The organism is Desulfoluna sp. CLI2B (assembly GCF_056847375.1).
Genome location: NZ_CP186557.1, coordinates 3,631,037 through 3,644,615, shown reverse-complemented (window position 1 = coordinate 3,644,615; position 13,579 = coordinate 3,631,037). Strand labels below are relative to the sequence as shown.

Annotated in this window: 14 protein-coding genes; all 14 read right to left on the bottom strand. The window is 63.4% G+C overall.

The annotated features are described in order from the left end of the window. Positions 1-86 precede the first annotated feature (86 nt). Complete coding sequence (locus tag ACOYW2_RS17090) at positions 87-1,352, bottom strand: prolipoprotein diacylglyceryl transferase family protein (RefSeq protein WP_482767317.1); 1,266 nt, start codon at positions 1,350-1,352, stop codon at positions 87-89. Continuing rightward, on the bottom strand, positions 1,343-1,579 hold the full coding sequence (locus tag ACOYW2_RS17085) for a hypothetical protein (RefSeq protein WP_482767316.1): 237 nt from the start codon (positions 1,577-1,579) through the stop codon (positions 1,343-1,345). Before ACOYW2_RS17085 ends, ACOYW2_RS17090 begins: the two co-directional genes overlap by 10 nt. After that, entirely contained in the window at positions 1,576-2,142 is a 567-nt protein-coding gene (locus ACOYW2_RS17080; RefSeq protein WP_482767315.1) for an eCIS core domain-containing protein, read from the bottom strand. The genes ACOYW2_RS17085 and ACOYW2_RS17080 overlap by 4 nt, the downstream gene beginning before the upstream one ends. A gap of 166 nt (positions 2,143-2,308) precedes the next feature. Further along, positions 2,309-3,274, bottom strand: a complete 966-nt coding sequence (locus ACOYW2_RS17075) for a hypothetical protein (protein WP_482767314.1) — start codon at positions 3,272-3,274, stop codon at positions 2,309-2,311. 290 nt (positions 3,275-3,564) lie between these two features. Beyond that, positions 3,565-3,969: a hypothetical protein gene (locus tag ACOYW2_RS17070; RefSeq protein ID WP_482767313.1), complete on the bottom strand. Its 405-nt coding sequence runs from the start codon at positions 3,967-3,969 to the stop codon at positions 3,565-3,567. A gap of 6 nt (positions 3,970-3,975) precedes the next feature. Continuing rightward, positions 3,976-5,193 carry a DUF6519 domain-containing protein gene (locus tag ACOYW2_RS17065; RefSeq protein ID WP_482767312.1) on the bottom strand — a complete coding sequence of 406 codons (1,218 nt, stop codon included), beginning with the start codon at positions 5,191-5,193 and terminating at the stop codon, positions 3,976-3,978. 13 nt (positions 5,194-5,206) lie between these two features. After that, on the bottom strand, positions 5,207-5,734 hold the full coding sequence (locus tag ACOYW2_RS17060) for a hypothetical protein (protein WP_482767311.1): 528 nt from the start codon (positions 5,732-5,734) through the stop codon (positions 5,207-5,209). Beyond that, positions 5,722-8,061: a hypothetical protein gene (locus tag ACOYW2_RS17055; RefSeq protein ID WP_482767310.1), complete on the bottom strand. Its 2,340-nt coding sequence runs from the start codon at positions 8,059-8,061 to the stop codon at positions 5,722-5,724. The genes ACOYW2_RS17060 and ACOYW2_RS17055 overlap by 13 nt, the downstream gene beginning before the upstream one ends. Continuing rightward, on the bottom strand, positions 8,061-9,635 hold the full coding sequence (locus ACOYW2_RS17050) for a baseplate J/gp47 family protein (RefSeq protein WP_482767309.1): 1,575 nt from the start codon (positions 9,633-9,635) through the stop codon (positions 8,061-8,063). Before ACOYW2_RS17050 ends, ACOYW2_RS17055 begins: the two co-directional genes overlap by 1 nt. A 285-nt stretch (positions 9,636-9,920) precedes the next feature. After that, positions 9,921-10,286, bottom strand: a complete 366-nt coding sequence (locus ACOYW2_RS17045; protein WP_482767308.1) for a GPW/gp25 family protein — start codon at positions 10,284-10,286, stop codon at positions 9,921-9,923. After that, positions 10,283-10,681, bottom strand: a complete 399-nt coding sequence (locus ACOYW2_RS17040) for a hypothetical protein (protein ID WP_482767307.1) — start codon at positions 10,679-10,681, stop codon at positions 10,283-10,285. The genes ACOYW2_RS17045 and ACOYW2_RS17040 overlap by 4 nt, the downstream gene beginning before the upstream one ends. Before the next feature lie 413 nt (positions 10,682-11,094). After that, positions 11,095-11,859 (bottom strand): phage baseplate assembly protein V, encoded by a 765-nt coding sequence (locus tag ACOYW2_RS17035; protein WP_482767306.1) that lies wholly within the window; start codon positions 11,857-11,859, stop codon positions 11,095-11,097. Positions 11,860-11,872: 13 nt separating this feature from the next. Next, positions 11,873-12,979, bottom strand: coding sequence for a phage late control D family protein (locus ACOYW2_RS17030; protein ID WP_482767305.1), 1,107 nt, complete (start codon positions 12,977-12,979; stop codon positions 11,873-11,875). A gap of 45 nt (positions 12,980-13,024) precedes the next feature. Next, the gene (locus ACOYW2_RS17025) at positions 13,025-13,576 is read right to left on the bottom strand and encodes a hypothetical protein (RefSeq protein ID WP_482767304.1); all 552 of its coding nucleotides are present in this window, start codon (positions 13,574-13,576) and stop codon (positions 13,025-13,027) included. Positions 13,577-13,579 lie beyond the last annotated feature (3 nt).

Below are 13,579 nucleotides of genomic sequence, written 5' to 3'. Positions count from 1 at the left end.
CGTTCCCCCATCGGCTCATGGTGTGCCGATGGCGGTCGTGCCCATGGGGTGCCCGGAAAAGAGACGAAAACCGGTCGCTTTAGCCTTTACGGGTGTTTTGCCCGGGTGTTCTGGCGAGACGGTTCGGTGAGGGGGATCCTGCTGGTGTCGGCCATGGTTGAAATGACGGCAAGATTTCCAGCCAGCAGGTGAAAGATTCCCGGCCGTCCCTCGAACAGGAGGGCGGCGGGCTGTTTGACCAACCTCAGGCAGAGGCGGGCGAGCCTGCGGGCGTCATGATGTGAGAGAACGTGGTCTTGGGAGGAGAAGGCGATGTAAGAGATGGGGTTGCCTTCGTGGGCAAGGGATTCGGTGGAGATCCGGATACCGGAGCCCGTGGCTGTCAGCACGATGGCGGGCTGGCTCGTCCCGTCGGACGGGGAGGGGGCCTTTGCCTCCTCGCCAAACCATGAAAGACGTGCGGCCAGCTCCTTGACGTGGGCCGGGCGAAACAGGCGGGCTGTCTGGCGGTGCGAAGGGCTTACGGCCAGGACGCACCCTGCAGAAGCCGGCCCGGCACAGGCCAGGGCGTGCCAGGAAAAAAACGGGATGGCCTGGGTGGCTGCCGCAAAGAGGACGCCGAGCATGAGCAGCATGCTGAGGCACTGGGCTTCGGAGAAGGGGCCCAGAAAAGCCCGCGCCGTATCCCCTCGGTAGAATTCCAGGAAAAACCGGCCCAGGCCGTAGAGCACGAGGTAGGAGGAGAGGCCGCTGCCCGGGGGGAAACCGGCCAGCAGCAGGCCGGAGCCTGTGGCCACGCACAAAAAGCCCCAGAAGGCCTCCACCGCCTGGACCGGAAAGAGTCGGACACCCCTTAAGTATGCAGGAAATCCTGCGGCAACATGGGCATCTCCGTAACAGATGCCCCAGCCATGGGGCCTGCCGTGGCAGCACCCTGCCATGAAGCACCCGAAGCGCCCCGTGGCCTGGAGCAGGCCCACGGCCAGCATGACCACCTCGGCATGTGCCAGGGAATAGGAGAGGCCCAGGGCCATGCCGGAGAGGAGAAGGACGGGCACCAGGGTCACCACATGGCGCAGGTAGACGAAGGTCTCTTTCAGGGTCAGGATTTTTACGGCGAGGCTGTGGATCCAGAAGCAGAAAACCGCAAGGCCCATGAGAAAGAGGATGGCGTTCAGGGAGAGGCCGAGGCAATGGGTCAGCCCCGTGGCAAGGAGGAGGGCCGCACCGGCCCCCAAGGTCCCGAAGGCATGAAAAACCGGGATGCGTTTGCCGAGGACGGTGAGGGTGGGCGAGACGCGGCGGTCCCAGGAGGCAAGGCACGGCTCGGAGGGTTCAATGATTACATGCATTGGTCGTAGATGCGCTCCCAGTATATGCGCTCCTCGTGGGTGAGGTCATTTCCGTGCCGGGTCAGGAGTCGGACGATCTCCCTTTGGATCTGTGCACGGACAATGACGGGCACCGCGGCAACGGCTTCGGCCTGCACGTCCAGGGGGTACCCACCGGTGGCCGCCACCTCAAGGGGCGTGCTGGTGAACAGGGTGACCAGGGGCCCGGCCACCAGGGCTTTGTTCAACCAATCCCCCGACTCGATGATGTCCTTGATCGGCTTGGGCGCCTCCCGGTGAGTGGGGCCCGAACAAAGGCGGGCGGGTTTGGAGGGGCGGGTGGAGCTCTTGTGCATCGCTGGAGCCGGATGCCGGAGCGAACGGTTGGCCCTGCGTGGCGAGCCACATGGGACGAGATATCCCGGACACCGTGCCAGAGGGTTTTCAGGGCGCCGAAGGCATGGCGGTTGGCCTCGGCCTCCACGGTTGCCTCATTCCTGGTGGGGAGTGGGTGCCTCTTGGGTTCCGGCTGTGACTCCCGCTGGAGGGTGTGGGCCAGCTCATGGGCCAGGAGCACCTTTCCTGCCGGATGTCCGGGGAGGTAGGTGCCGGTGTCGAAGACAATGTCCTGCCCTGCGGTGAGGGCAAAGGCGTTGTGGGCTTTTGCCACTCCTGCGGCCCGGGCGCTGGTGTGGACGCGCACGTTGGAAAAATCGGCGTTGAAGGCTGACTCCATGCGGGCCCTGACCTCTCCGCTCAGGGGAGCCCCGTCCCCCAGCTCAGAGGCAAGGGGATGGCTGTGGTGGGCCATGGCCTCCATGGTTCTGTTTCCGAGGCATCGTCTTACCTGTTCACGGGTATCGGTGGGGCCGTGAGCTGCAACGAGTGGTTGCGTGTCTTTGGCATGGCTCGGGGAGCGTGTGCCCTTGGAACGGCGGCGTGTTTTGGGTGCCAAAAGGATCTCCCTATGGACAGGATCAGTCCCCTGACGGGGGTGTCAGGTCGTTGATGGTGAGGGCTCTCAACGCATCGTCGGTCATGGCCACCTGAAGGGACATCAGGGCCTGATGCAGCTCCAGGGGCTTTCCCGGGGTGTTTTCGGACGTCTTCAACAGGGTGCCCAGGGCCTCGGGGGGCCCGGCTATGAGGTCGCCCAGGGGGCGGCTGGCCGTACCGGAGAGAGCGGACAGAGACGGGGGAAAGTTCAGGATCATGCGCGCCTTGGTGCGGAACTCCAGGAGCTTTCCCGAGGGGACGGCATCGGTATGCTCGCCGGGGACCACCCGGGCAAGGTCGGAAAGGGTGCGGATCCCCCTGGCCGTGAGGGCCGCCTCATAGGTCTTGCCGATGCCGTCGATGCCCTGGAGGGGCAGAGACGCCCCGAAGGTCCCCAATGCCTTTTCCTGGAACGATTCTCCGGAAAAATCGAGGCGGAGGGTGCGGACAAGGGTGGTGCCGGGGGCCAGGTCGATGCGGGGGTGGATCGCCCGGTTGATCATCACCCCGCTGTCTTTTTCGTCCGTGGCGTCTCCGCCGAAGAGGGCAAATTCCCTGAGGCGGAGTCCGTTTTTGCCTCCCACCTCCCCTGCGGTGAAACGGACGCTGATTTCAAGGCAGCTTGTGGGTTCGGACACCGGGCAGTTGTCCGGATCGAGGAAGGCGAGGTCCGACGGGCTGAGGGTTTTTCGGCAGCACTCACGGGCAAGGCGCGTGTCCTGTGGGGACGGGACAGGCTGTTGCCCGTCCCAGCCTTTGTCCCCGGTGCCCACGGCAAGGCTGAGGATTCCCCGCGCCTGTTGATGCCCCTTCATGAGGGCGGCAAGGAGGGTGAAGCATCCGGACACGATCTGGTTGGACCGCCAGCCGCCGTCAAGCAGTACCCGGCGCCCTGCGTCAACCAGCGTGTCCCGGTAGGTTCCGCGGATGGAAAACACAGAAGACATCAAGGCTCCTGATCCATTGATCGCCTTTCGTTCGGGGCGCCAGCGCATCGTCCCTTCGGAGGATCCGGGGAGCCGGGGACCTTCCCCCCGCACTCCCCATCCCCTCCTAACCCTGTACTTCCGGGTGGGTACGGGAGCCCGCCTTTTCCCGCGGCGGCACGAGCCAACGGCCACGCGACGGCGGCGCCCCGAACGAAGGGCGATCAATGGAGAATAAACGTGATTGTGGTAACTATTCAGCTCAAAAAAGGCCTCCGACGGCCCTGCCGGAGGTACGCTTTTGGGACCGACTATTTTGAAATCAACGAGGCCAGGGGTGCAGGCAGGTTTTTGCGTTGCAGGCGCCTGCTGGTTTCCGGGTCGTTGAATCGGGCGAGCTGTTTGATGAGGGTCGGGTGGCGTTCCGGGTCCACGGCATCGGCCATTTTTCGGACCAGGGCACGCTCCCTGGGCTGGGACATGTCCGCGTGTTTGACGAGGACGCTCTGGATCAGGGGGTCGTCTATCTCCACCAGCACCGGCACAATGGCGTCAAAGCACGCCTCGTGGTCTTTGCGGAACTCGGGGATCACCTCGATCCAGCAGGACGCCGGGGTGTGCTTGAGAAAATCGAGAAATTTAAGGATCTTTTCGTCTTTGGAATCCAGGATACCAGCACGCTCAAAGGCTTTCCAGATCAATTTTTTTTGGGGCATGGGGTGTTAGTCCTCCGCAAAGGTGTAGACGTACCACATGAGGTCGACCTTTTCGTTGCTGGGCCCGTTTCGGATGTTGGTGAAGCGGATGTTGACGTCGTAGGCATTCTGGTCCTCCCGGGAGGTGTAGATGAACTCGCTGCTCACCTCGGCTTTGCCCGCCTCCGTGACATCGGTGATGGCCACGCACTGCATGTAGAGTTTTTTGATGCCCACAAGGGGGTCCACGTTGGCTTCCACCAGCTGGGTGACGGATTGCTCGGGCATCAGGTCCATGACACTGCCGCTGTTCACCAGGTCGATGCCCAGCTTTTTCCGGGTGACCGCACCGTTGGCAAGCCCTTCGGTGCCGATGGGCTTGCCGTTGTCTTCGCCGCTGTGGTCGTGGCCGCCTGCGGCAAAGGCGATTTTGGACTCATCAATGGCCGCGTCGGACCGGACCTGATCGTTGCCCACCACATGGTGCCGGAGCTGGCCTCCCTTGGTGAGGGACTCGTCAAGGCGGTTGCCGATGTTGCCCTTGATGCCCCGGGCGTCCCGGATCTCTTCGGAAAGGTTTGTCAGGCGAATCCCGGTGGCCCGAAGGTCTGCGATGTGATCTCCGGTGATGGTGGCCCTGCCCGCCGGGCGGTTGAGGCGGGCTATGGGGTAGAAGGCGTGGCCTGCGGCAGGGTTGGGCGGAAAGATGCTCCCTTCGGCCACGCGCACCGCCCATTCGCGCTTCAGGCGCACACAGGTCTCCAGGCCGATGGCGGGGTTGACCAGGGCGCCGTCCTCGTCGCTGTCCACTTCCCGTTCCCACACGTCCAGGTAGACCGTGTCGGTGCGGGTATTGCGGGGGGTGGTCAGGGGGGCGACGGGGTCGACCCCCCACTGATCTGCCAGGGACGGGGCGTTGAACAGGGGCTGGTGGGAAAAGCGCATGTTGGAGACGTTGATGATGTCCATGCCCTCCACCAGGCAGCGGCCCGCGCCTTCTGCGGTGCCGTCGCCCCCCCGGATAACAAAATCGTTTTGCCTTCCCGAGGCCGAGAGGATTTCAAAGCCGTCGTTGCCCTGGGGAACGCCGTTGCCTGCGAACCATTTGAGAAAGGCCTGGAGCTCGTATTTGCGGATATCCTCCTGCTCGTTCCAGTCCGCGTCCACCAGGGGAACCCCCTGCTGCAGGCGGACCCCCACGTAACGGTTGAGCCGATCAAAGGTGTCTCGTGAAAAATTGCCCATGCTCGCATCCTCGTTAGAAGTGTAATCGGATCTTTCGAATCAGCGTCGCTGATGCGTCTTTGTGGATGACCGGGTGCCGAATGGAGTTGATCATGAAGTACGTCCCGTCAAAGGTCCCGAACAGGCCGAACTCACGCAGGGGGCACGTGCCCTCCGGAGTCCCGGGGGCCGGGTACCCCGGTTCCAGGATGGCGGTGATCTGCAACCGGCTGGTGGGTGTGGCCACCTCGTTGTTGTCCTCGTCCAGATAGATCAGGTTCAGGGCGTTCAGGGGCATGGGGTGAGGACAGGGGGCAATGAGGTTCGTTGCCGACGGATCGGGTGCCGGGGGACCGTCCTGGTCCCATGAGGCCCGGCCCGTGCCGAAGGCGAGATGGTGGATGCCCCCCGAAGCATCGCCCTTCATGAACCCGGCCAGGAGAACCCGGCACTGCCGGGCGATGGTGTTGGAGGACCAGCCGCTGTCCGAGAGGACGCGTCCCTGGCCGTCCTTGAGAATATCGCGGTAGATACCCTTGAGTTGACCGCCTAATTGTTCCATGGGTCGTCGTCTCCTGTGAGGCCGGTGTGCCAGGTCCTGATGTGGATGTTTTCCTTCGGGGGCGAGGTCTTGACGCTTCCGCCACCGGGGGCTTTAGGGCCCCAGGATCGCAGCCTGCGCCATTGGGGGATTCTGTCGGTATGGTGATCCGTGACCCCCGGAAGGTGCTCCCGGCTCACCGTGGTCAGGCTGGCCTCGGTGCCGTCGTCGATGACACGGGGCGTTTCTGCCGTGGGGTCGTCGTAGGTGTAGATGTGTTCCGCGTACACCGCCGGTTCGATGATGAAGACATGGCGTGCCTGGATGGGGAGAAACCGGTGGATCACCCCGTCCAGGAGGTTGCGGTTTGTCAGGATGTGCTCGGGGTCTTCCCGGTCCGGGGTGAGGTAGATGCCCAGGGTCTCCCGGGAGTACCAGGTGGTGTCGTCCATCCTGCCGTTTGTACCGGTGTCGCAGGTGTACGTCTGAAAATCCTCGAAACTGCCGTGCCGTGCGTTTTTTGCCGTGTGTCCGGCCACGGCCGCCACGCTGCCGCAGCAGCGCAGATCCCGGGTTTCCGTGGCCCTGTAGACGGTACTTCTGTGGTTCAGGGGCTTGCAGGCCCGGTACAGGACCGTCAGGGTGCCTGAAAGGTTCAGAGGGCAGGGAAACCGTTCCGTATAAGGGGAGGCGGGGGGGCCTTCGGATTCCACCCAGCTGCCGGTGCCCCCATGGAATGTTGCCTGTCGGACGGAGCGGTCGCCCCCATGGTCCGAGCTGAAAAAGAGGTGGAGGCGCCCTGTGTCGTCCACCAAAGGGGCGGGGTCGGACTCCCCGGTGCGGTGCGGGGCGCAGGGCTTGCAGAGAACAGGGCCCCAGTCCGAGGTGTCATGGGGATCCATGCTTTCCTTGAACCGGTACATGACGCGCCATCGCTTTAGGGCCTCTCCCGGGCCGTGCACTCGCTCAGCCCAGAAAAGCCCTATACGCGGGCCGGTGTCCCCGGGGAGGCAACAGGCCGTGGGGGGATGGGCCAGAGGTGCCGGGGTGTCGGGCATACCGGGCATAACGGCGGTGGGGCCCGGTTTCCATGCATGTCCGTCGTGAAGGGTGTACCGGGTCTGCCACCTTTGGCGATGCTCCTCCTGCCAGAAGAGCCAGAGCCTGGTGCCGTCCGACACGGCCACAGGGTGCCTGCGCTGGCTGCGGGTGTCCATGAACACCTCGGCATCGGACCAGCGGCCGTTGCAAAGCCTGCGGAAGCAGATTCGCCATGTGCCTGAAGGGGTGTCCAGGGAACTCCAGAAGAGCCACAGGGTGTCCCCCAGGCGCGCCGTTGAAGGGTCCCTGTCTAAACTGGAGCCGCTGCTTAAAGGGAGACTCGCCCCCCAGCCTGTTTCCGGGTCGTGGCGCTTTCCCCAGATATCGCAGTGGTTTTTCCTGATCACATGGGAGAAAACCCAGGTGGCGTGGTCTTCATGCGTGGTGGACACGGGCCTGCCGTCAAAGGCTGCGTTTACGGAAAAAGGGGCCTCCCCCTGCCGCCATCTGCCCGAGGCATCGCGCTCGGTGTACCAGAGCATGAGCTGTTCCGGGGTGTTGGACAAAAAGATGTTGTGGACAAACTCTTTGGTGCGGCTCTCCCAGCCGGTGAGCCGTTTCACCGTGGCTTCCACCGTGGGAACCAGCCCCACGGTCTTGTAGAGGTGGGGGGCGCTCCTCACCTCGTTGCGCTGGGTGTCGAGTTCCTGGCGGTAGTCGGGCTGCCAGCCGATCCACCGGGCCAGCAGGGGCAAGAGGTTGCCGTCGATCCTGTCCCGGTTGTGAAGGTCCAGGCTGGCCCTGGCGTGGCTGTGGAGCTGGTCGAGGACGCTGCCCGGAAGTTCCAGAAAGCGCCGAAGCTGCCCGGCATTTTTAAGGGCTGTCGGCACACCTGCCGAGGCATCGGGTACGGTGGTATCGTAGCGGTGGGTGATCCTCGGGAGGAGGTCGTACATCATCTGGGCCGAGCCAAAGGGCGAGGTGGCCATGGCGTGGCAGCGGTTGCCGGGGGCTTCGGCATATCGGGCCGGAGAGCCCCCAAAGGGAAAGAGGCTGTAGTAGTGAACAGTCTCCCCCTTCAAGGGGGCGTCGGTAAATGCGTGCCGGAGTTTTCCGCCCTGTTCGGGTTGGGCACCGGGGGCAGGGCCGTCAAAGATCACTTCCCCGTCATCGGGGGCCACAGGGTAGGTGCCGGTACGGCGCACGATGCGGACACCGGCATGGCCGGACGGATCCGGGTTGGTCCAGGTGAGGCGGATGCCGTTGCCCTCGGCGGTGGCTTCGCCATGGAGGTCTTCAAGGCGCATTAGCGGCTCCCGTCCACCCGGAGACGCATGCCGTGGGCGTAGTCGGCGTTGCCGTCAGGTACCACGGGGATCTCGTGGTCTTCAAGGATGAGCTTGCCCGAGGGCGCCACCGTGCCGGGCGGTTCATCCTCCCGGCGGAACTCGTCGATGCTCACAAAGGCCACCCCTTCCACGGCCTCCATGGCCTCGTAGAACTTGCTGAGGTAGAGGGTCTGGCCGAAGTCCACCCGGGGCAGGGCCAGGAGCGCCCCTGCGGCGGCAAGGGTTTTATCCCTGACCTCTTCACGGGGGTAATGGCTTTGGATCCCGATCTCGGCAGAGATCCAGACGGGGACATAGGTGACATCTTCAATGCGAATCAGGGTGGTCACGGGCCGCTTGTCTTCGAAATAGGCCAGGAGGCTCTCTTCCAGCACATCGCTTACCCGGCCTCCGCCCTCCGGGGCCACGTGGAGGGTGACCCGGTTCCAGCTGTCGGCCACGGCCTTGACCTTGGCCACTCCCTTGAGGTTCAGGGCCAGGGCCTTGTAATCCTCTTCGGTGACGGCCCGCTTCAGGGAGCGGAAGACCGAAGGCGCGTGCATAACGGCATGCTCGATGCTCTCCCGGTTCGCGCCGCCTGTGGCTGCCTCATTTTGAATGACGATGACCACGTTGATCCGGGCAGCGTGGAGATGCCGGATTCCTCCAGCGGGCACGTTGCCCATGATGCCGCCGCCAACGCGGTAGGTTGCCGTGATTTCGGCCCCGCTCTCGGGCACGGCCCCGAAGGCCCCGTCCCCAAAGAGAATGGTGGCCCGGTCCCGGTCATCGATTTCGATGACATAGTCCTTCTGGTTGTTCCGGCTGAAGGCAAGGCTCTCCTGAAGAGTCCATTCGGTGACGGCGTCCCCCAGACGGGTGGTGACGAGGATGTCCCGGTGTCGCTTGCCGGAGGTCCCGGTCGCACGGAGGATCAGGCCGGTGCGGCCCAGGGGGAATCGCTGGTTCCGTCCCCCGTCGGAGAGTCCCAGGTGCTCCTCTTTCACAAGCCTGCCCTCCTCCACGGGGACCCCGCCCGTGCCGGTGACCGGGTCTTGTCGGAGGTGTTTCCGCTGGGTGGACGGGTCCACGGCCAGGGCGCCGCAGTCGATGACAAGGGGCGTGTCCCGGGTGTATTCGAAGCGGACGCTCGGGGTGCCGCTGTCGCTGGCCGTGGTAAATGCGTGGCCCTTTTCTATGGCGATGACGGCCCGGCAGCTCGCCGGAAAGGAGAGCTCCAGGGTGCAGGAGGCCGGGGACGCCGTTGCCAGGCTGTACCCGATGAGCTTCAGGTGGTCGATGACGCTTCGGCGGGTGCGGGCCGTGGAGAGAAAACTCTCGGTGGCCACCCGGTCCTGGTAGTAGCTGAGGATGTCCCCCATGTGGGCAAAGAGCTCTAAAAGGACGTTGCCGAAATCCGCCTCGGACTCACCCGGCCGCCATTCGGGCAGCCTGGACGAGACAAGCTCCTGCATGGCCCGCAGAAGGGAGTCGTAGTCCCGGGCCATGTAATCCACCACCTGGTGTTGTCCTGTGACCTTTATCTCTGCCATGTCGTTTCCCGAAGTTTTTTTTTGAAAGCGATCCGCCGGAGTTCTCCCTTTTAAAGTCAAGCAAATCACCAATGCCCTTCATCAGGCTTTCAGGAGAATGGAATGGGTCTCTCCTGAAAAGTCGATTGCCATATGCCACACCCCACGCGAATGCCCCGAAAACCTTTGCATGATGTCGGCCGGTCCACGGCATTCGTAATGCCTGTTTGTCAAACTTTTTAAAAGTTTGGCCCCCGGCAGGGCCGCCGGAGGCTGCTTAGGGCTGAATTGTTACTCGTTTTTTTACTATTTAAAATGAACGCGCACGGCCTGGCGGGTCTGGTCCTGCTTTTGGGTGTAGGCCACCTCGATGGTGACGGTTTCGTCCTGGTGGGAGACGTTGACGCCCTCCACGGTGATCTCATCGCCCATCCACCGCATGAGGGCGTGGCCGATGGTAAACTCCACGGCCGCGGCCAGCACCGGGTTGTTGCCTTCGAAGACGAGGTTGAAGAGCCCGCAGCCGAATTCGGGCAGGCGAACCCGCTCGCCGGGGGCCGTAAAGAGGACCTGGATGATCTTTCCCCGGATGGCTTCGTCCCCCCCTGTGGCGGTGATGCCACCGGCCTTGGTGACGGAAAAGGGAAACCCAAAGGCGGTGCGGGCGGTCATGCGAGGCGTCCTTTAAGGGCTGTGGGGGGAGCCGGGAGCTCACCGGGCTGGGGGAGGGCAGTCAGGTCGGCCTTGAGCTGAAGGTTTGCAGGCGTTTCTGCGGCCCATTGGTCCACGGCCTCAGCCACCCCTTTCTGCCACTGGGCCAGCGACTGCAGCCAGCGGTGGGTCTGGTCCACCCACTCCCAGAACGGGGGATCCTCCTGGGAGGATGAAACCGCGTCGGTGTGGGCGGTGACAATGCGGTAGACCGCCTCGGCCAGGGCTCCCATGTTTTCACGGACCGCGGGCTCGTCCATGTTCTTGCCCAGGCTCTCGTCTTCCCGCTCCAGGCGGGCGCGCATGGCGTTGATGAATTCGGTTGTGGCAATCTCATGGTTGGGCCCGAGCCCCATGGCACTCTCCTTAAAACATAGAAAAACGTGAATGACCTGGTTTAAACAAGCCTCCGGCGGCCCTGCCGGGGGCTAAACTTTTAAAAAGTTTAACAAACAGGTTTAAAAAAACAGATTCAGGTCAATTGACATCAAAGGCACATATGATTTCCCCCGAGGAATCCGCCTGCGCCCGTTTCGGCCTGTCACCAGTCAACCAGCGTTACCGGAGGCGCGACAACGTATCCTGTGACGTCGAAGCTTGTGAGGCAGCCCGCACAGAGCATCAACGTTTATGTCGGGCGTAGCCCGAGCCGAAGGCCATTGCGCTTTGCCCTGAGGAACGAAGGGCACAGCGCAATGGCAATATGCTTTCGAGGTGGCTCACCTCGCCGCCGGAGGCCTGCTTTTTAACCGGCTCGCTACGATGCACTTCAAGCAAACACCTGGGTGTTGCCGGTGACGCCCATGACCACCGGGGCGCCCAGGTTGCCGATGCCACTGTCTCCGATGCGGATCACGGGTGCCGATGCGGAGCCGAGTCTTACGGCGCTCCCCTTGACTTCCACGGTTCCGGCTCCGGCGTCCACGGACACGCCGGACCGGGTGAGGGTCACTGTTGCCCCGGAGGCAGTGGTGATGCTGATGTCGCCCTCGGCCAGGGTGATGTTGTGGCCTCCTGTGCCGTGGGTGATGGCGATGCCATTGCCGTCCATGGTGAGGACATGGTTGTGCCCGGCCTCCACCAGGGTGACCCGTTCGTCGCCGTCCCGGTCTTCAAACTGAAGGGTATGGCCCTTGGTGGTCTTGATGATTTTGGCCGTGGGCGGGTCCTGTACCTCGCCTTCTTGGGCGCCGTCGGTGCCGACGGGTTTGGGAGCCTCGCTCTCCCCGCCGGGCTTGCTCCAGTAGGTGCCCACCCAGATGGGAAACTCCAGGTTCCCTTCCTCAAACTCCACCCAGACCCCGGCCCCCACCTCCGGCACAAAGAGCAGGCCCTGGTTCGCGTCCCCGCCAAAGGGCACGCAGGCCGTGGCCCACCCTGTGACGGTGTCCGGGCCCAGTACGCTGGGAACCCTGATTTTTAGACGTCCGAGCCCCTCGGGGTCCCGATTGTCCACCACCAGGCCCCGGTACTTGCCGTAGTGGTGGTGGTCTATCTTGTCCGACAGCACGGATATCATCTGTTCAAGGGACACGGATCCTCCTTGGCTACAACCCGAAGGGGGCGTCGGAAAAGCTCTCCGATCCTGTGGGTTCCAGGGCATTGCGTGTGGCCGTGAACCTCTGGGTGTAGCCGTCGTCGGTGAAGGTGTGGGTGACGCGGGTGACGGCGTAAAGGCCGCTGAAGGTCTCGCCGATGCTTTTGATGGGGACCGTTTGGCGTGGTTTGAGCACGTGGCCGTAGTGGTTTCCCATGACTTCGCCGTGGCCGGTGACGAACCAGTGGGCCCGGCGGTGGATGGCTTGGGCGAAGAGGTCCATTTCGGGTTGGCCGGTGGTGACCTTCCGGTCCAGGTGCAGGGTGGCCGCCTGGATCCCGGAAGGGGCAAGGGCCGAGGCATCCAGGCGCCCCAGGGACGGGACGTCGTTGGATTCAATCGTTGTTGAAAGGACCTTTTTGTTCAGGCGGTCTACCTGGGCCATGGAGACGCGGCCAGGGCCCAGGGCGTTTACCGAGAGGGAGAAGCTGCGGACAGTGGTCTCGTCACCAAAGTGGACGGCAAGGACAGGCTGGGGTGCTGCGTTGAGGGTTGGCTTTTTAAAGCAGCCGGTGCCTTCGTCCATGTAGCAGTCACAGCCGTTACGAAGGGCCAGACGCCTGAGGAACTGGAGGTCGGTCTCCCGCTGGATGATGGTGGAGACGGCCTCGCCATGGACCACCCCGGTCTCCTCCACGTCTGCACCAAATCCGTGGCTTTCGAAAATTTCCCGGGCAATGTCGCTGTCCTTTTTATCGGGCCAGGCCTTGAGGGCTTCGTCCCTGTCCATGAGGACCGAGGCGTCCATGCCCCGGATCTCCAAAACGCAGGCCGCTGGGTCCGGGGCAAAGATGGGGGCCATGTGGGTGATATAGCCGCTTAACAGGGTGTCGTCGGCAGAGCCGAACCCGGCCCGGAGGGTGATTGATTTCCAGGGCCTGAGCCTTTCGTCTTCCAGGAGTTCCCAGGTCCCCTGGTGATCGCAGGAGAGGGTCAGCTGCATGGCAAAGGTGTCGGTTAGCCCGGTCTTTTTATCCACCTCCACCGAGACGAGGTGGGGGTAGAGGTCGTCGGCCTCTTCCCCTTGGATCTCTATGGCAAGGTGCTCGTTTTCCATGGCGGCTTTGTGACCCTTTATGGGTGAACCTGTTGCGGTGGCCCCTTACAGGTCCGCAAGGACAATGGATTTGCCCGTGCGTTCCACGGGTTGGGCCGTTCCCGCAATCCAGCCCGCCTCGGTGACGGCGGCGACCAGCTCCTCCGGGCACGTGGTGAGGCGGTTGTAGCAGATGATCAGGGTAGCTTCCGGGGCGTCTGCTGCTTCTGTGGGCAGGGGATCTTTAGCTTCGTCCATGAGCACGTCCTCAACCCCGGGAAGGGCGGTGAGCCTGCGGAGCAGGTCGCTTCGTCCGGGGGGGGGCGCTGCGTTGCCAGAGCCCATGGGGATGCGCACCGTGCGAAAGGGGCCGTCGCCCATGAGTTCCAGGGGGGAGAGGAACTCGGGGTTGGCGTCGGCGATGTGCCACCAGAGCTGCGGGGTGCGGTAGCAGGTCCAGGAGAGATGGTCCAGGCGGTCTGCGTCGGTGAGGGTGTGGCGAACGGTGCCGGTGGTGACCGGGGTGAGGCGAAGGGACACGGACGAGAGCTTTCGGCCCCTGGCGTCCGGGACCACCTCTGTCTCCTGATTTTTGTATCTCGAATGCTTGAAAAACATGGA

Bases quoted from the DNA above. Each gene is read 5' to 3' on its own strand.
- ACOYW2_RS17030 (WP_482767305.1), bottom strand. From the start codon at position 12,979: ATGGAAAACGAGCACCTTGCCATAGAGATCCAAGGGGAAGAGGCCGAC.
- ACOYW2_RS17070 (WP_482767313.1), bottom strand. From the start codon at position 3,969: ATGCCCCAAAAAAAATTGATCTGGAAAGCCTTTGAGCGTGCTGGTATC.
- ACOYW2_RS17050 (WP_482767309.1), bottom strand. From the start codon at position 9,635: ATGGCAGAGATAAAGGTCACAGGACAACACCAGGTGGTGGATTACATG.
- ACOYW2_RS17045 (WP_482767308.1), bottom strand. From the start codon at position 10,286: ATGACCGCCCGCACCGCCTTTGGGTTTCCCTTTTCCGTCACCAAGGCC.
- ACOYW2_RS17055 (WP_482767310.1), bottom strand. From the start codon at position 8,061: ATGCGCCTTGAAGACCTCCATGGCGAAGCCACCGCCGAGGGCAACGGC.
- ACOYW2_RS17090 (WP_482767317.1), bottom strand. From the start codon at position 1,352: ATGCATGTAATCATTGAACCCTCCGAGCCGTGCCTTGCCTCCTGGGAC.
- ACOYW2_RS17075 (WP_482767314.1), bottom strand. From the start codon at position 3,274: ATGTCTTCTGTGTTTTCCATCCGCGGAACCTACCGGGACACGCTGGTT.
- ACOYW2_RS17080 (WP_482767315.1), bottom strand. From the start codon at position 2,142: ATGGCCCACCACAGCCATCCCCTTGCCTCTGAGCTGGGGGACGGGGCT.
- ACOYW2_RS17060 (WP_482767311.1), bottom strand. From the start codon at position 5,734: ATGGAACAATTAGGCGGTCAACTCAAGGGTATCTACCGCGATATTCTC.
- ACOYW2_RS17025 (WP_482767304.1), bottom strand. From the start codon at position 13,576: ATGTTTTTCAAGCATTCGAGATACAAAAATCAGGAGACAGAGGTGGTC.
- ACOYW2_RS17040 (WP_482767307.1), bottom strand. From the start codon at position 10,681: ATGGGGCTCGGGCCCAACCATGAGATTGCCACAACCGAATTCATCAAC.
- ACOYW2_RS17065 (WP_482767312.1), bottom strand. From the start codon at position 5,193: ATGGGCAATTTTTCACGAGACACCTTTGATCGGCTCAACCGTTACGTG.